At 51.5% G+C, this 18498-nt stretch carries 13 protein-coding genes and 1 pseudogene; 8 read left to right on the top strand and 6 right to left on the bottom strand.

Translation table 11 applies throughout. The features are described 5' to 3' along the window. The first annotated feature begins 388 nt into the window (after nt 1-388). A complete protein-coding gene (locus R6U67_RS05995; RefSeq protein WP_410251698.1) occupies nt 389-2686 on the top strand; it encodes a transglycosylase domain-containing protein in 2298 nt (765 codons plus the stop codon). 21 nt (nt 2687-2707) lie between these two features. Here the strand turns inward: R6U67_RS05995 and R6U67_RS05990 are convergent, their stop codons facing one another. Beyond that, nucleotides 2708-2998 (bottom strand): hypothetical protein, encoded by a 291-nt coding sequence (locus tag R6U67_RS05990; protein WP_410251697.1) that lies wholly within the window; start codon nt 2996-2998, stop codon nt 2708-2710. A gap of 750 nt (nt 2999-3748) precedes the next feature. Further along, nucleotides 3749-3883, bottom strand: a pseudogene (locus R6U67_RS05985) (transposase family protein); the annotation flags it as partial. A gap of 250 nt (nt 3884-4133) precedes the next feature. Between R6U67_RS05985 and R6U67_RS05980 the strand changes: the two are divergent. After that, entirely contained in the window at nt 4134-4775 is a 642-nt protein-coding gene (locus R6U67_RS05980; protein ID WP_410251696.1) for a hypothetical protein, read from the top strand. A gap of 160 nt (nt 4776-4935) precedes the next feature. Here the strand turns inward: R6U67_RS05980 and R6U67_RS05975 are convergent, their stop codons facing one another. The 3 genes from R6U67_RS05975 to R6U67_RS05965 are packed head-to-tail and all read right to left on the bottom strand — an operon-like array spanning nt 4936 to nt 8616. After that, nucleotides 4936-6153 (bottom strand): acetate/propionate family kinase, encoded by a 1218-nt coding sequence (locus R6U67_RS05975; RefSeq protein ID WP_410251695.1) that lies wholly within the window; start codon nt 6151-6153, stop codon nt 4936-4938. Between the two features lie 52 nt (nt 6154-6205). Then, complete coding sequence (pyk, locus tag R6U67_RS05970) at nt 6206-7627, bottom strand: pyruvate kinase (RefSeq protein ID WP_410251694.1); 1422 nt, start codon at nt 7625-7627, stop codon at nt 6206-6208. Further along, the gene (locus R6U67_RS05965; protein WP_410251693.1) at nt 7624-8616 is read right to left on the bottom strand and encodes an L-lactate dehydrogenase; all 993 of its coding nucleotides are present in this window, start codon (nt 8614-8616) and stop codon (nt 7624-7626) included. Before R6U67_RS05965 ends, pyk begins: the two co-directional genes overlap by 4 nt. A gap of 655 nt (nt 8617-9271) precedes the next feature. Here R6U67_RS05965 and R6U67_RS05960 point away from each other — a divergent pair. The 6 genes from R6U67_RS05960 (at nt 9272) to R6U67_RS05935 (ending at nt 17279) form a co-directional block, all read left to right on the top strand. After that, nucleotides 9272-11677, top strand: coding sequence for a phosphoketolase (locus tag R6U67_RS05960; protein WP_410251692.1), 2406 nt, complete (start codon nt 9272-9274; stop codon nt 11675-11677). Between the two features lie 88 nt (nt 11678-11765). Continuing rightward, nucleotides 11766-12293 (top strand): DUF1269 domain-containing protein, encoded by a 528-nt coding sequence (locus R6U67_RS05955; protein WP_410251691.1) that lies wholly within the window; start codon nt 11766-11768, stop codon nt 12291-12293. After that, the gene (locus R6U67_RS05950) at nt 12271-12429 is read left to right on the top strand and encodes a hypothetical protein (protein WP_410251715.1); all 159 of its coding nucleotides are present in this window, start codon (nt 12271-12273) and stop codon (nt 12427-12429) included. The genes R6U67_RS05955 and R6U67_RS05950 overlap by 23 nt, the downstream gene beginning before the upstream one ends. Nucleotides 12430-12482: 53 nt before the next feature. Next, nucleotides 12483-15038, top strand: a complete 2556-nt coding sequence (gghA, locus tag R6U67_RS05945) for a glucosylglycerol hydrolase (protein ID WP_410251690.1) — start codon at nt 12483-12485, stop codon at nt 15036-15038. A 54-nt stretch (nt 15039-15092) separates the two neighbouring features. Beyond that, on the top strand, nt 15093-16397 hold the full coding sequence (locus R6U67_RS05940; RefSeq protein ID WP_410251689.1) for a GTPase: 1305 nt from the start codon (nt 15093-15095) through the stop codon (nt 16395-16397). A 72-nt stretch (nt 16398-16469) separates the two neighbouring features. Beyond that, entirely contained in the window at nt 16470-17279 is an 810-nt protein-coding gene (locus R6U67_RS05935) for a PP2C family protein-serine/threonine phosphatase (protein ID WP_410251688.1), read from the top strand. Here R6U67_RS05935 and dusB read toward each other — a convergent pair. After that, a complete protein-coding gene (gene dusB / locus R6U67_RS05930; RefSeq protein WP_410251687.1) occupies nt 17269-18300 on the bottom strand; it encodes a tRNA dihydrouridine synthase DusB in 1032 nt (343 codons plus the stop codon). The genes R6U67_RS05935 and dusB overlap by 11 nt on opposite strands. Between the last annotated feature and the right edge of the window lie 198 nt (nt 18301-18498).

The following is an 18498-nucleotide window of genomic DNA, read 5'->3' as shown; positions in this document are numbered from 1 at the left end:
GCGCTGTGGGATAGCCCCTGGCGCGTCGCGTTTTTTATAACAAATGTTTTCAAAATGTTATCATTTGTGACGTAAATGGGTCAAGTTCTCAGAAACACAAAAATGGCTGAACTGTTTATCGTTCGGCTTATACAGGTGAAATCTGTTTGAATTTTGCCGCTCAAAGCCTCGATTCTGGCTCGACTTGCCCAGGATTTGTACACAAAATTTCACAAAATCAAGGGTTGACAAAACTGCCAGTGTATAGTTAAAAGATGCAATAACTTGTGTCATGCTAAATCCAAGTCAGGCTGCAACTGAGAAAGGTGGATGTCACAATAGAGCGAGATAAGAGAGCCAGATGTTTGTCTTTTGTTTGTCCTTTCTGTGAACCTGTCCTGATTCGCCTGTGACTTCACCAAAGCCTCCCCACGATCGCCAACCCTCAAGGCCAGAGACGGACCCGCCGCCGAGTCAACCCCAAACCTTTCTGGGGAACGTCACCCAAGTGGCCAAGCAGCTTCATGCCAAAGTGAACTTTGGCCAACTGGCCCTCAACCCCAAAGCCCGAGTCCCGGAACTTTGGGTGCAGCCGAGTCACGAGGAGACAGCCCAAGTCTATCCCCTCGTGGGCGATCGCTATCTTCTGGGGCGATCGTCCCAATGTGACATGGTGGTTCCCACCCCCCTCGTCAGCAAAACCCACCTCTCCCTAACCCGAGATAGCCGCCAGGGTAAGCGTCACTTCACCCTGCGCGACGAAGGCTCCACCAACGGCATTTACATTGGCAAACGCCGTTTACGCAAACTACAACTGCAACATGGCGATATCCTCACCCTAGGACCGCCGGATCTCGCCGATGCCGTGCGCGTGCAGTTTTACGATCCTCCCCCCTGGTACGTGCGAGGCTTTCGTTGGAGTCTCTACGGCGTCTCGGGAGTCTGTGGCCTCGCGACTCTATTAATACTGGCCGAATGGCAAAAATTTACCGTTCGCCCCCTACCCCGCTCCATCACCGGCCCCACCATTGTCTATTCCCGTGACGCCGAGCGGCCCCTACGGGAACCCTATAGCACCACCCATATCGAACATCGGCAACTGTCCGACTTTGGCGAGTATCTCCCCGATGCCGTCATCGCCTCCGAAGATAGTCGCTTCTATTGGCATTTAGGGGTCGATCCCATCGGGATTTTGCGGGCCTTGGTGACCAACCTACGAGGTGGAGGCATCCGCGAGGGGGCCAGTACCGTCACCCAACAACTCTCCCGCAGTCTCTATCGGGATTATGTGGGAACCGACGATTCAGCGGCACGAAAATTACGGGAGATGGTGGTTGCCCTCAAACTCGAAACCTTCTATAGCAAAGATGATCTGCTGCTGACGTATCTCAATCAGGTCTTCCTAGGCATTGATCTCTATGGCTTTGAAGATGCGGCCCGCTTCTATTTTGATAAATCGACTCAGGAGTTGAGTCTCTCGGAAGCCGCCACCTTAGCGGGGATTTTGCCCGCTCCCAATCGCTTTAATCCCATTCAGAACTACGAGTTGGCGGTTCAGTACCGTAATCGGGTCATCGAGCGGATGCGGGCCTTGGGCAAAATCTCCCAGGAGGAAGCCGATCGCGCCCGGCGATCGCGCATTGAAATTAACCCTGAAGCCCAAGAAATCCTCGAAAGTACCATTGCGCCCTATTTCTACGATTATGTCTTCGTCGAACTTGAGCAGCTTCTCGGCACGGAACTGGCCCGAGAAGGCAACTTCATCGTCGAAACCGGACTCGATCAGAACCTCCAGCAGCAAGCCGAAAACAGCTTACAAACCTATGTTCGCAGCCTTGGCGGCCAGGTCGGCTTCTCCCAAGGGGCGATCGTCTCCTTAGACTATCGCAGCGGTGAAATTGTCGCCCTAACCGGAGGCGTTGACTATCGTAGCAGTCAATATAACCGAGCTACCCAGGCCCGACGACAACCCGGTTCAACCTTCAAAGTCTTTCCCTACGCCGCCGCTCTCGAACAAGGTATTAGTCCCTCAACAGTGTTCTCCTGTCAACCCCTCACCTGGCAAGGCCAATCCTATCGCCCCTGTGAACGCAGTGGTGGCGATATCAATATGTATCAGGGAATGGCCCAATCCGAGAACGTGGTGGCCGTCCGGGTGGCCCGAGAAGCCGGATTAACCAATGTTGTCAAGCTCGCTCAACGCTTGGGAATTCGCTCTGAGTTAGATCCAGTTCCTGGCCTGGCCTTAGGTCAAAGTGAAGTCAGCGTCTTAGAAATTACGGCCGCCTACGGTATTTTGGCCAATCAGGGCCGTTGGAACCGAGGTCATGCCATTCGCCGCATCCTCGATAGTAGCGACTGTGAGGATGCCAATGATTTCCAAACCTGTCGGGTGATTTATGACTATACCCAGCAAGAACCGATGAACGAACCGGTGTTGTCTCCAGAGGTGGCCGGGATCATGACTGACCTATTGCGCGGCGGCGTGCAGTCAGGAACGGGGACAGCCGCCGCTTTCGGGGCGGGAGAAGTGGGGAAAACGGGAACCACCGATTTCGCGGTAGATTTGTGGTTTATTGGCTATATCCCCGATGGCTCCTTAGTGACGGGGGTTTGGTTAGGCAATGATGATAATAGCCCCACCTACGGCAGTAGTAGCCATGCGGCAGAACTTTGGCGCCGTTATATGAGTGAAGCGGTTAATTGAATCTGGAGGGGTGTTGGGCGGCTAGTCCGATTCGGGAATAATCAGTTTGCGATAGGACTTGGTGAGGCGGCTTTTGGAGGGATGCGATCGCCCACTTTTTGACCCCGAGAGTTCTTTGACATAGCGGCCAATCCAGTTGTTAACGGTGGCCTGAGAACCCAACTCTTCGGTCAGGCGATGGTATTGGGCGGACCATTGGGGATTAGCTTCGATCGCCATACAGACGTGGTCGATCAAGTCTTCATCGGGGGGAGAGGTGAAACAATCCAGGATCTGTTGGACTAGCTGGCGCACGCCTTCAGTTTTGCTCATAGTTGTTCTTCAGATGATAACGTTCCTCAGGGTCATAGCTATTGCGGCTCAATCTGAGTGAGTCATGATGGACAGTGGCCCCCATGAAAACTCACCCTTGTTATGGGGGTCCCTTAAAGAAGCCTTTAGACATCATGAGCCTGGCGGAGCCATGACCCTCCAGTTTAACAGAGGAGACGGGGTCATTTTCTCATAAGATGGCTTTCAATCCTTATCAACATGCTGCCTTATCCAGCGACTGCCCTCTATGAATTTGAGGGCTTCTGAAACACAAGCCTGAAGCTAAACCCATCCCCCCTGAGCAACTGGGATACTGATTTTGATGACTTGAACACCTAATACCAATTTTCAGAAGTCGTGCCATAGATGTCTGTCGGGGAACCCACCCCTAACCCCGACCGTGGAGGGGATGGCTGTTCGCCCTCCTCGGTGTCAGATGTATAGCAAGCATTTCGAAAAATGGTATAAGTTCTTAAAGTTAAATAACTTGTATAGATCCTAAAATATACAGAGGTCAAACCTCAGGCTAAAGCCTAGCTCTAGCGGATAATAAATAAGTCTTCAAGGTTTGGTTGGATACGAAAATGTTAATACAAAATAAGATATATGATCTTCAATAAAATCCCCATTTCACTTAATAGGTCTTCAGCAAATACTACCAGGGTCAAAAATCGTGCCATGCATTCGAAACTGAGGAAGGGCGAACAGCCATCTGCCGTTGGGTCATTTCGGGAAGGTTATTTCCCTGTCTTATTTTCCCTGACCGTAGGTGGTGATACTCTCCCATCCTTCCGCCCCGGCTAGGATGGCTAGTAGGGCAATGATAATGATATTGAGGAGTCGATGGTAGAGACATCGCCCTTGTACTCTCAGGTCTAAGATTTGCCCGAAATGTTGTTACAGTAAGCCTTTTAGCTAAGATGTGTCAGATATGCGAGGATGGGGGTAGCTTCGGTCTCATTCTCATATCGGTCAGGTTTTTTATTTGACAACCTGAACTCTGCCCACAGGCTCTCGATTTTGTCAACCCCGATTTTGATGCGTTTACCGGGTGAACAGCCGCTTCCCTACAATTTTGTATCCCAGGCAAAAAATTACAGCCGATTTTCTCAATATACTACGATTCTTAGTCCCCATGAAAATAAATTTTTGGCGGTGGATTGCTGTTGCTTTGCTAGTTTTAACTGTTGTGATCTCCCCAGAACCTACCTTGGCTGGATCCTGTGAAGTCCAATCAGATATTGTGGATTTTAAAAGAGTTCGTATTCAGTATCCAGTTCCCTGCTTTGAAAACAAGTTGAACATCGGTGATAGACTCTCTACTATTAAAGATTATCTCAATGGGAGTCCGCAATTTCCCGTCGAGCTGACCCGTTTAGATTATCAAATCATCGACGGGGGGATTCAACTGCAAGCCGATGCCATCCTTGACTTACCAAGACAAAGAAAAGTCAACATCATCCTCAGTCAAGATCTGCTTCTAAGTATTCGAGGGGGACGTCTGAACCTGTCAATGGGTGAGTTGGACGTTAGGAGTCCGGGAGTCCCTGTGGGACTAGCGAAGAGTGCACTGTTCCGAGCTATTAAACCTCCGTTAAAAGACCTAGATGGGACCCGAATAGATGACATTATTATGGCGAATGGGGGATTGGCATTAGCGGAACAGGTCGATCTCAACCCTCAAGTATTAGAATTTATCTTAGAAAAGCTTCAACCAAGCATTAATATTGAGATTGATGATAATTTAGGTCTGATTATTGACTGGGGATTTGATTAGGGCAAGGTTGTCATAATCCGACTATACCTTGTGTTCCTGAATTGGCGTTCCTGAATCCACCCAAACCGGGGCGAATCGAGTTCGCCCCAAAAAGACTCGTATTGGCACTGCGCCGTGACGATAACCCTATAGGTTCACCTCAATTTGACAGAAGTAGACCTCAGGAAGATTTGGCCAATTGCCAACAGTCGCGGGCGATCGCCCAATCTTCCTGAGCGTGAATCACCCACACCTGCACCGAGGAGTTAGGACTAGAAATTTGCCAATCCTGGCCCGAAGACTCATGACGCGCCGGATCTAACTCTAAGCCCAAAAACGTCAACCCAGCACAAGTCGCCTCTCGCACCGCCGAGGAGTTCTCCCCCACCCCAGCCGTGAACGCCAACAGATCTAAGCCGCCTAACTGGGGAATCAAGGCGGCGATCGCCCCCTGAAGTCGTCCCACATACATCTCAAAGGCCAACGCCGCACGACGGTTCCCCGCCTCTCGGGCCTGTAAAATCTCCCGTAAATCCCCCGAGGGACCAAAAATCCCCTTCAACCCCGACTCCTTATTCAGCAGTCGATCCACTCCCTGGGCATCTAACCCCGTTTCCTTCATCAAATATAGAGGAATCGCCGGATCAATCGAACCACTGCGGGTTCCCATCATCAACCCCTCCAAAGGAGTAAACCCCATGCTGGTATTGATACTTTTGCCCTCGCGAATCGCCGCCAGAGACGCACCATTGCCCAGATGAGCCGTAATCATCCGCAACGACTCCAGAGGTTTCCCCACCAGGGCCGCCGCTCGCTGCGCGCAATAGCGGTGACTAATACCATGAAACCCATAGCGGCGAATCCCCTTGTCAAACCACTCATAGGGAATGGGATAGGTGGCCGCCGCCGCTGGAATCGAGGTATGGAAGGCCGTATCAAACACCGCGACCTGGGGAATATCCCCTAACACCGCCTCAACGGCTAAGATTTCTTCAAGATGGGCCGGATTATGATTGGGGGCCAGGGGAATCAAACGCTCAATCGTCTCCTTGACGGCTTCGGTGACGAAGGTGGCCTGGGAATAGCGATCGCCCCCATGAACCACCCGATGGCCCACGATCGCAATCTCAGACAAACTACCTAACACCTGAGTCTCCCCCTGCACCAGAGTTCCTAACACCTCCTCCAAGCCGCGACTGGGGGCATCTGTCGGCAGATGTCTCTCATGTTTGCTGCCGTTGGCGACTACCGTTAAGCTGCCATAATCAGGAGTCGCCCCCCAATCCACCATCGCCTCCCAAATCGGTTCGGCAGGTGTTTCAGGAAAGGCCGCCTCGGGAACCTCATATAAACAGCTTTTCTGGGAACTCGATCCGGCATTCAAGACTAAAATTTTCATGCAGCCCTCACACTTGACAACCTTTGACAACCTTTGACAACCTTGCACAACCCTAGAGTGGCGATTGGCTAATCCGGTGTAACTTCAAGAAATTCGTCCCTCGGGAATGTTTGGTGGGAATCCCACCCACAATCAAAATTTGATCGCCCAACTCAGCTAGATTGCGTTTTTGTAAGCCACTGTTGGCGTGTTCAACCAGTTCTTCAAAGGTTTCTCCATCATCATCAATGAGAATCGGCTTCACCCCCCAGATGAGATTGAGACGGTGATAGACATCCCGGTTAGTGGTAAAGGCCACCACTAACGCCCGTGGCCGTTCCTTAGAGGCAATGCGGGCCGTATAGCCGGAACTGGTAAACGCGGCAATACAGCGTAAGTTTAGCAGGCGATCGATGGTATTTAGGGCTTCGGTGAGGGCGTGGGTTTCGTCGGTTTCCGAGGGCGGATAGTTGACGAACTCTGCCTCCGGTTCAATCTGACAGGCAATTTTCGCCATCATTTGTACCGCTTTCACCGGATATTTACCCACCGCCGATTCCCCCGATAACATGATCGCATCGGTTCCATCAATGATGGCGTTGGCGACATCACTGGCTTCGGCGCGAGTGGGGCGCGGTTCGCGAATCATACTGTCAAGCATCTGAGTCGCCGTAATGGCTGGAATCCCCTGTTGATTGCAGGCCCGGATAATTTCTTTTTGCAACATTGGCACTTTTTCGGGACTCATTTCTACCCCGAGATCTCCCCGGGCCACCATGATCCCATCACATTCAGCGACAATTTCTTGCAAGTGGGCGATCGCCTGAGGTTTCTCGATTTTACCAATCACAGGAACTTTCGTATCACTATGTTCGCTGATGAAGGCCTTTAATTCGCGAATATCATCTGCGGTTCGCACAAAACTCAGCGATACCCAATCAATTCCTTGGGATAAGCCAAAGATCAAGTCTTGTTTATCCTTGTCGGTCATCGAGGGAAGATGTAAATCCAAGGTTGGGATATTGACCCCTTTGCGACTTTTGAGAAGTCCACCTTCAATGACCACGCAATGCACAGCATGATCGGCAATTTTCGTGATTTCCAACTCTAGCAACCCGTCATCGAGCAAAATTTGTGAGCCAACCTTTGCCTCTTCTGCCAAATCAGGATAATCGATTCCCACGGTTCGGGTTTGTTCATGATATTCAGCATTGGGAATCAAAATAATTTCGTCCCCTTCCTCTAACGAAATTTCGCCGTCAGGTAAGTTACAAACCCGAATTTTTGGTCCTTGTAAATCCTGGAGAATGGTGATGGGGGTATCAAGTTCCTCGGCGATTTTCCGCAGATTTTGAATGGTGATTTTATGTTGCGCATAGTCTCCATGAGAGAAGTTTAAGCGAGCCACACTCATGCCCGCACAGACCATTTTTTTGATCACATTTGGACTGTTGCTAACCGGTCCTAGGGTGGCAACAATTTTGGTTCGGTTCATAATGATAACTCCTTGATAATTGTTTTCATGACCGTCGCAGAATGACGGAGTTGCTTGGCTTCAGTTTCTGTTAATGATAACTGAAGCATTCGCTCAGCCCCCTGTCGATTCACAACAGTCGGTAAACTCAGACAAACATCATGTAGATCTTGAATACCAGGGACTAAACGACTCACGGTCATGACCCGATTTTGATTACGGAGAATGGCTTGGACAATATCCGTCACCCCTAAACCGATCGCGTAACTGGTATAGCCTTTGCGTTTAATAATCTCATAAGCCGCATCTCGGGTCTCCTGAAAAATGCGAGTTAGCCGAGGATCATCGGGGCGGGGGCTACCGGTCCAACCCCCGTCACATAGAGGCATTCCAGCAACATTGACGTGACTCCAGACCGGGACTTCACTATCTCCATGTTCGCCAATAATATAGGCGTGTAAACTGCGAGGATCGAGATCCAGTTCTCGGGCTAACAGAGCACGAAAGCGAGCTGTATCTAAGACGGTTCCTGACCCGAGAACCTGTGACGAGGAAAATCCCGACAGTTTCAAGGAAACATAAGTCATAATATCGACGGGATTGGTCACAACCAATAGAATAGCCTGCGGACAATGTTGGACAATATCCGGAATTAATTTGCCGAAGATAGCCACATTTTTTTGCACTAAGTCGAGGCGGGTTTCTCCTGGTTTTTGAGCGGCACCGGCGGTCATAATCACAATATCGGCATTGCGTCCTTCTTGGGCGACAGTTCCTGCCAACACGGCGGTTGGGGCAACAAACGGGAGGCCATGAACTAAGTCCATGACTTCTCCCTCAAGTTTTTCAGTAGCTAAGTCTTGTAAAACCAGTTCATCGAAGCAGTTTTGAATGAGCAAGGAATACGCACAGGCCATCCCCACTTGTCCCGCGCCAATGATGACAGCTTTACGGGGTTGAAGGGCGTCAAATCGTGGGTGGCTTGGCTGGGTGAACAGCGTGTCAAACATAGGGGGCGATCGCGAGTGAAGGGACTAGATTAAGTTACTAAAAAACGAATAGGTAACCCATAATAGTTCACCAATAACGGTTGAACAGTAACATAACACTGGACATGAAAAAAATAAATCGAGAATTCCTCTTTAGAGCAGGGGTATCCCCATCGGCTCAACCCCATTTTATCGATGAATTCTTAGAAAACGCAACCACCAGGACGGGTCCAGGGAATCTCAGGCTCGGCTCTCGCCGCTCCTGAAGCGGGCGCAACAACTGTTCATAGTATAAGATCAGCATCAGTCAAAGATCGTTTAGCCCAAGATTAAGTTATCATTAAAAATTTGCCGCCTCTGACCGCCTCAGCCAGAATCCAAGGGCGATCAACCTGAGAGATTGTCACAAAAATAACAAGATCGCAACGTGGGCGATCGCCGTTTAGAGCCAGTCACGCCACCCTGCACTATTATTGTTTTTTAGATGTAACCGAGCTTACATTTGCTAATCTCTAGTTTTCCACACAGATGTGAGTCATAGTTTCTGGATTTAACAAAATCTTTCTTGAACTTTAGGGTGATAAGCTGCTATCGATAATAGGGAGGGAAACTCATCAACGATATCCAGATCTCAGATTGGGTTTCTCACTTGTCCTCACGCTAGGAAGCGAATGCTATGACCATTGCCACATCCTCAGTCACCACGGAAATGCCCCTGTCGGCAGAAGAACTGCGGAAAATTCATGCCTACTGGCGGGCTGCCAACTACCTGGCGGTGGGCATGATCTACCTCAAAGATAACCCCCTCCTAAAAGAACCCATCAAACCCGAGCATGTCAAAAAACGGCTCCTCGGCCATTGGGGCTCGAGTCCGGGGTTAAGCTTTCTCTACATCCACCTCAACCGCCTCATCAACAAATATGACCTGAATGCCCTCTACATCGCCGGCCCCGGCCACGGCGCTCCCGGCATCCTGGGTCCCGCCTATCTCGAAGGAACCTACTCCGAAGTCTATCCAGACAAAGGGCAGGACGAAGAAGGACTGCAAAAATTCTTCAAACAATTCTCCTTCCCCGGCCACATCGGCAGCCACGTCACCCCAGAAACCCCTGGCTCGATTCACGAAGGCGGGGAACTCGGCTACAGTCTCTCCCACGCCTTCGGGGCCGCCTATGATAACCCGGATTTGCTGGTGGCGGCCGTCGTCGGTGATGGAGAAGCCGAAACGGGACCTCTGGCAACCGCATGGCACTCGAACAAGTATCTCAACCCCATCCGGGATGGCGCCGTCTTGCCGATTCTGCATTTGAACGGCTACAAAATCGCCAACCCCACGCTCCTGGCACGGATTCCTCACGAAGAACTCGAAGCCCTGTTCCAAGGCTATGGCTATCGTCCCTATTTCGTCGAGGGAGATGACCCCGAAACCATGCACCAACGCATGGCGCAAACCCTTGAAACCTGCGTTCAGGAAATTCATCGCATCCAAGAGGAAGCGCGGCGGACTGGGGTCGCCCAACGCCCCCGGTGGCCGATGATTGTCTTCCGCTCTCCTAAGGGCTGGACGGGACCCGAATCGGTGAAAGGTCATAAGGTGGAAGGCTTCTGGCGGGCGCACCAAGTCCCCATGTCGGATGTGCATAAGAATCCCGAGAGCATGGCCATCTTGGAAGATTGGCTGCATAGCTACAAGCCCGAGGAACTCTTTGATGAGACGGGTAAACTGATTCCGGAATTACAGGAACTGTCCCCGAAAGGGGCACGACGCATGAGCGCCAACCCCATTACAAACGGGGGCTTGGTTCGCAAAGAGCTGCGGCGGCCCGATTTCCGCAAGTATGCTGTCGATGTGCCGAACCCCGGTCATGTCGAAGCTCAGAACACCCGCATCATGAGTTTCTATTTGCGGGATGTGATGCGCAACAATATGGAGAATTTCCGGGTGTTTGGCCCCGATGAGACGGCTTCAAACCGCCTACAGGCTCTCTATGAGGTGACGAAGAAGGCTTGGATGGCCGAAATGCTGCCCGAAGATGAGGATGGCGGCTTTCTCTCTCCCGATGGCCGGGTGATGGAGATGCTGAGTGAGCATACTCTCGAAGGCTGGCTCGAAGGCTATCTACTGACGGGACGACATGGGTTGTTCCATACCTATGAGGCCTTCGCTCATGTGATTGACTCGATGTTTAACCAGCACGCCAAATGGCTGGATATTTGCAAAAATGAGGTTCCCTGGCGCGCGCCGGTGTCGTCGCTGAATATCCTGCTCTCGTCGGTGGTCTGGCGTCAGGATCATAATGGCTTTAGTCACCAAGATCCCGGATTTATTGATTTGGTCACCAACAAGAGTGCTGAGGTGACGCGGATTTATCTACCCCCCGATGCGAATTGTCTGCTGTCGGTGATGGACCATTGTTTGGAGAGCAAGAATTATGTCAACGTCATTGTGGCGGATAAACAGGACCACTTGCAGTATCTGACGATGGAGCAGGCGATCGCCCACTGTACCAAGGGAATTGGGATCTGGGAATGGGCCAGTAATGATGACTGCGGCAAAGATCCCGATGAACCCGATGTGATTATGGCCTCATGTGGGGACATCCTCACTCGGGAGGCTCTCGCGGCCACGGCGATTCTGCGCGAGGAGTTCCCGGATCTCAAGGTTCGCTTTATCAATGTGGTGGACTTGTTCCGTCTCCAGTCGGAAGTCGATCACCCTCATGGTTTATCCGATCGCGACTTTGACAGTCTCTTTACCACCGATAAACCGGTCATGTTCAACTTCCATGGCTATCCTTGGCTGATTCACAAGCTCACCTATCGCCGCAGCAACCAGGAACGCATCCATGTGCGCGGCTACAAGGAAAAAGGCAATATCAACACTCCCCTAGAGTTAGCGATTCGCAACCAAGTCGATCGCTTTAACTTGGTGATTGATGTTATTGATCGGGTTCCCAAGCTCGGTTCGGCGGCGGCTTATGTGAAGGAACGGATGAAAAATCAAATCATCGATCACATGCACTACGCCAAAGAACATGGAACCGACAAGCCGGAAATCACGAATTGGAAATGGCCCTATTAAATCAGTAAGCTAGGGGATAAAGGCGTTAGCTCCCGTCATGGCTTGCCTAACGCCTTTATCTGAAAACTGACACCTAGAAATCTATCTTATGGCTGATTTAATTGCCGTTTCCTACGATAGCCAATACAAGGCTGAGGAAGTCCGCTTGGAATTGCTGAAACTCCAAAAACAGCATCTGATTGAACTCGAAGATGCCGCCGTGGTGGTTAAAAACCAGGACGGTAAGATCAAACTCAATCAGGCCATCAATCTCGCCGCCGCCGGGGCCGCCTCGGGCAGCTTCTGGGGGCTGTTGATTGGACTGCTGTTTCTGAGTCCCTTACTCGGGGTCGCCGTCGGCGCTGCTGGTGGGGCGATTGGTGGCGCTCTCAGTGACATTGGTGTGGATGATAACTTCATGCGGGAACTCGGCGAAACGATGCAGCCGGGAAGCTCAGCCTTGTTTATCCTGGTTCGCAAGGTGACCCCCGATAAAGTCCTCGATGAAGTGGCTCAGTTCGGTGGTAAGGTCCTACGTACCTCTTTGAGCAAGGATCAAGAAGCCCAGTTGCAAGAAACGCTGTCAAATCGGGGCATTGAACTCGATAAAGTTCATGCTGAAGCCACAGAGTCCTAAGTGTGGGACGGATAACGGGTATTGGGCGATCGCCGGCGGTTTGGGGGAAACCCCTTTCGGGGCGATCGCCCCTTTTTTTTCTCCCAGATTCTTAGGCCTGAATCTCCTCAGTGTCGTTAAAACGCGATCGAAATGAGATATAACAAATGGAGAGTTCCCGAGAATTTGCCAAGAGTACGGTCTTAAATCATGGTCAACGTCGCGACCCCTTCTATCCCCTCCATCCAACTTGAAGACGATGCTACCCAGGAATTGCTCGATTGGGCCACCGCGATCGAGCATTCCGACAGCACATATTTTGAAAAAAGTCAAGCCCTCGCTGTCAAACTCGGGGCGCATTACCGTCAAGATGGCCTAACCGAATTTGGCTTCTGGACTCCGGAACTGACAGCCCAGGTGATGCGACGTAAGGAAATTTACTTAGAAATCCTCACCCCCATCGACGACATTGATTTCCGGAATCCTCGCCAGGTAGTGCGCTTTCGCCGCACCCGCTTAAACCTCAAACAACAAGGCGAGTTTCTCTGGGGGGTTGTCTCCGGCTTGCAGGGAGGAACTCGGGACCAGGCCGGTTCGTTTTATTGGCTGCGTTTTGTCGACCAACAGGGGATTCTTGAGGCCATTCGCGATGTCGTCCCCTACTCACTCCCCTATGGCGTATTCGGCCCGGCGGAAGTCTATGATATTGACCGCCTACAAGCCAACCGCCCCGATTTAGACTATTTTGCCCGCACCAGCGCCTCGCAACTACCGGAATTTTTCACCCAAGATACCCATCACCAGCAAGACCTCAAAGCCATTCCTCGGGTTCATGCACCTCGCAACATCCTACAACTCCATGTCGGCACCGCCACCGCTGAGGGAACCCTCGAAGGATTAACGACACTCTATCAGCGCATTTCGGCCAAATTGGCCAATGGGGACGCCCTAACCCCCATGGAACACAACTATGTCGGCTATGATGCGGTGCAACTGTTACCCCTCGAACCCACCATTGAGTTCCGCAGCGAATATAGTCCCGAAAGTGAATTTTTTGTCTTTCTCTCGGAAGATGAGGAAGATGAACTCAGAATTGAACTGCGTAAACCCAATACTGAAGATTGGGGCTATGATGTGCCGATTCTGGGTTCAAGTGCCACCAATCCAGCCCAATTAGGCAGTTTGCGCCCCGATGAAATGGTGGATTTTGTGGCGACGCTTCATAATTTCTCCACTGGGCCAATTCAGGTGATTTATGATCTCGTCTATGGCCATGCTGATAACCAGTCGGAACTGCTGATTAACCGGGAATATCTCAAGGGGCCAAATATGTATGGCCAGGACTTGAACCACCAATTACCGACGGTTCGGGCAATTTTCCTGGAAATGCAGCGCCGTAAATTGAATACCGGAGCGGATGGAATTCGCGTTGATGGTGGCCAAGATTTCCGCTTTTTTAACCCGTTATCGGGAGCGGTGGAACAGGATGATGCCTACTTACTGGCGATGAGTAATGTGGTTCAGGATATTGAAGGGTTTAAGCGGTTGATGTTTACCATCTTTGAAGATGGTCGGCCTTGGCCGGCTGAGGGGTGGGAAGATATTTCGACCTATCGAGATTTGATTGAAAAAATGCCCGAATCCTATCAATGGGGACCCCTGGTGTTTGCTCATAATACGCCAACTCTCAAGGGATTTTGGGAGCGGAAATGGCGGCGGGTGTTGGAAGTGATGCACATTGGTAGTAATTGGATTACCGGTTGTGCGAATCATGACACAGTGCGGCGGGGAAATCAGGTGTCTCTGGAGGAACCGATTAACTGGAATTTAGGGGAAAATTTGCCGGAGGTTCTTTGGAAGGCGTATGATAATCCGGCGACCTCGATTTGGGTGTATGGGTTTAGTCCGGGCCTACCGATGGATTTTATTAATGCTCTGTGTCACGCTCCCTGGATGTTTTTCCGCAATACCGATGAACGCTATGGGGTGAAGGTGGTGTCTGAGGAAATTGGCTTCCTCGATTGGCAAATTTCTGAGGAAATTTATAATCGTCCCGATTTATTTCAAAACCTCAAAAAGTTGGGTTTTGAGTATCTCGAAGATGTGCGAGGCTTTGGACGAGCGCTGCAAGAAACGATGATGGAGATGGATTATGATCTCAGCCGGGTGGCTAAGATCTGTCAGGATTGTTTGGGAGAGGATGCGTCGGCTTGTAGCATTGATAGTATGAAGCTGCTTAATCATCCCAAGATGGTGAAGTTCTTACGACGTTTGGATGAGGCGCAGTTGAAAAAGTTTGCTCTCACCTATATGGAGGACTGTTTTGTCGCCTGTAATGTGGGCCATTATGAGTCTCAGGTGGATGAGCTTCAGGCTCAGTTTAATTGCCAGTTACGGGCGTTTCGTCATGAACGACCCTGGCTGGCACAAAATCTGATTGGAACGGATCGCTTTGATAAATATAGTGAGGGCGATCGCACGATCTTTTATGGAGTCCGTAGTAATCCAAATGATGGCTCCGAAGGAGTCGTGATGGTGGCTCATTTGGGGGGCGATCCGATGACGGTTGAACTCGGGGATTGGTTAGGGATTGATTTGAATCAATGGACCGTCGAAATTGCTTCGCCAGGCTTGGAGCGCGATGGCAATTTTGATGACCTCAATTCCTTTGAATTGCGCGATTCTGAAGGACTCCTTCTCTGCTTTGCGCCGCCACAACGATCGCCGGTGTCTCAACCGCAGTCGCCAGCGCCAACTCAGTCGTAATTTCATCATTCGTCTCAACGTTCGTCTCAACGTTCATTCCTTGCTTGATCTCTTATGAGCGATCGCCCAAACTCCGACCCAAACCCCACACCGACGACCCCTGGTGAGGAAACATCCCCGGCCCAAAGTCGTCGGCTAGGGCGGCTGTTGAATGATACGTTAGGCCAACTGAAAGGGCGTTTACCCAACCTACCCAACATCGGAGATGTCACCAAGTTATTTTCGGTCAGTGATGACCAGTTAGCGGAAATTCTGGCTCGGGTTCGCCAGGAACTTCCCACCACCGAAGCCCTATTATTGGGAAAACCCCAGGCGGGGAAAAGTTCGATTGTTCGCGGCTTAACGGGGGTATCTCCTGAGATTATTGGTCAGGGATTTCGCCCCCATACCCAGAACACGCAACGCTACGCCTATCCCTCGGAAGACTTACCGCTGTTGGTGTTTACGGACACGGTGGGGTTAGGGGATACCCGACGGGATACGCAGGAGTTGGTGTCAGAACTCCTCGATGATTTGGATGTCGAAACCCGTCGCGCCCGGATTTTAATTCTAACGGTTAAAATTACGGACTTTGCGACAGATACATTACAGGAGATTGCCCGACAACTGCGGCAGCAACATCCCGAAATCCCCTGTTTACTGGCCATTACCTGTTTGCATGAACTCTATCCTCCATCGGTTGTGGATCATCCCGAGTATCCCCCCGAGTTTGAGGAGGTACAGCGGGTGACCGAGGCGTTACAAAAGTCGTTTGAGTCCTGGTATGATGGGGTGGTTTGGCTGGATTTTACCCTGGAAGACGATGGATTTACGCCGGTGTTTTATGGTTTAGAAGCCTTGCGGGATGCGATCGCCGATTTACTCCCCGAAGCCGAGGCCCGGGCCATTCATGAGTTACTCGATGAGGGAACAACCCAAGAGTTGGGAGATCTCTATCGCGATGTCGGACGACGCTATATCCTGGCGTTTTCGGTCATGGCGGCGACGTTAGCGGCGGTTCCCCTACCCTTTGCCACGATGCCGGTGTTAACGGCGTTACAGGTGTCTCTGGTGGGCGTTATTGGGCGACTGTATGGCCAGACTCTCTCGCCGTCGCAAGCGGGCGGGGTGGTCAGTGCGATCGCCGGTGGCTTTTTAGCCCAATTAGTGGGACGGGAATTGATTAAGTTTATTCCAGGATTAGGCAGTGCGTTAGCCGCCTCCTGGGCGGCAGCGTATACCTGGGCGTTAGGGGAAGGCGCTTGTGTTTATTTTGGGGATTTAATGGGCGGTAAAACTCCCGATCCTGAAAAGATTCAGGAAACAATGAACGAAGCGTTTGAAGCGGCCAAAAAACGGTTTCGAGACCATGAACATTAACACCGTCTTGCCCCTTGCCTCTTGCCCCTTGCCTCTTGCCCCTTGCCTCTTGCCTCTTGCCTCTTAACAATCATGTCTGATTTGGCTGAAGTTCACGTTCAAACATTGGGTTGGGCAACGGTTGCCAAAGTTTCCCATATTGGTAACGTTCGCAAAGAAAACCAGGATAACTTATTGATAAAACCCTGGCCCGATGGTTCAGCGATTTTAGCCGTAGTTGCCGATGGGATGGGGGGTGGTCGTGGTGGAAAACGAGCCGCAGAAATTACGGTTGAGACCTTTGCAACGCTCTTAAGTCAACCTCTTGCTAATTCCCTGAGCGATCGCTATCAACAGCTTTGGAATACCCTGCATCAAGCTGATGAAAACATCCGGGCCGAAGGATGTATTAATCCTAAATTGGCCGGAATGGGGGCGACGGCGGTGGTGGCCCTAATCACCCCCAATGAGATGATTCATCTCTACGCCGGAGACAGTCGCCTTTACCATTATCGTCCGGACGAGTTTCTCTATAAAACCGCCGATCACTCGGTGATACGAATGCTACTAGAGATCGGCCGCATCACCGAGGAGGAGGTGGCCACCCATCCCATGCGAGCCGTGGTGAGTTCCTGTTTGGGGGGACGAGACGGAAACGGGGATTTTAGTATTGATCCGAAGTGGAATCGTGAACCCTCGCCGCAACGAGAGTTACAGGTTGATGATCTACTGTTGCTTTGTAGTGATGGCTTACATGGTCGTCTTCGGGATAGTGAAATACAGGGCTATCTCGACGGATATCGACAATGGCCCCGTAAGGCGTTAGAAGCACTCAAAGAGAGAGCCTTGGATGAGGGAGGCTTAGATAATTTGACGGGGATTTTGATTCATATTAACGCTTAGCCGGGTTTGATTCGAATTGAGCGATCGCGCGATCGAGAATCTCGCATCCGTCCTCAACGGACTCAATGCGACTGAGTTGATCCCGTAGCTGATTCGCACCAGGGAAGCCCTTACAATACCAGGAGAGGTGTTTGCGCGATTGATAAATGCCGCGATCGCCCTTGTAAGCCCCCAAGGCTCGCAAATGCTCCTTAGCACAGTCCAACCGCTGCACAGGACTGGCTGGGGGGAGTCGTTCCCCCGTCTTGAGAAAATGATCAATTTCCCCCACCAAAAAGGGATAACCCAGAGTTCCCCGCGAACACATCACCCCATCGGCCCCCGTTTCATCGAGACAGCGTAGGGCCGACTCGACCGAAACAATATCCCCATTCGCGATCACCGGAATCTCCAAAACCTCCTTCACCCGGCGAATCCACTGCCATTGGGCCTCACCGGTATATCCTTGTTGTCGAGTGCGTCCGTGGAGCGTCAGCATCGCGGCCCCCGCATCCTGCATCCGTCGAGCAAACTCCAGAATCGTGATTTCCTCATCAGACCATCCCAGGCGAGTTTTGACCGTCACCGGAACCCCCGCCACCTGCACCACCGCGCGGACCAAGGCCTCGGCCACCTCCGGCTGACGCAACAGGGAGGAACCGCCCCCTTTGCGGGTAATTTTGTTGACGGGACAGCCCATATTGATATCAATGGTATCCGACCCCTGATCAACGGCAATTTGCGCCGCTTCTCCGAGGAAGTCGGGGCGGCTGTCAAACAGTTGAATACTAATGGGATGTTCTTCGGGGTCAACATCCATAATTTGGGGAACCTCCCGCAGATGTTGCAAACTCGACGCTTGCACCATTTCTGTATACATCATCGATTGGGGGGCGTAGCGGCGCACCAGGCGGCGAAAAACGAGGTCGGTGACGCCGGATAGGGGAGATTGGAGGACGCGGCTTTGGACTTGGACTGTGCCGATTTGAAGGGGTTGGGCGAGTTTTGGCTGCCCGAGAGGTGTTAGGGATGCGTTAGTCATGGAGAGGGGAACGAGACAGGGCCATCTTTCTAGTCTAGGGTTTTTTTTCCTCGTGACTTGGCTTTTCCTCGTGACTTGGCTGAAGCCAAGTCATGCTCTTGGGGAGGCTCTGCCTCCCAAGTCCAGGCGGCAGAGCCGCCCTGAGTTCGTGTCATGGCTGGAGCCATGGCACGAGGGGAGAGGGGAGGGAGCCATGGC

Source organism: Sodalinema sp. (assembly GCF_046483825.1).
In the GTDB taxonomy this organism is placed as follows: Bacteria; Cyanobacteriota; Cyanobacteriia; order Cyanobacteriales; family Geitlerinemataceae; genus Sodalinema.
Note: the sequence above shows the minus strand (reverse complement) of the source record. Positions and strands in the feature narration are given on the sequence as shown.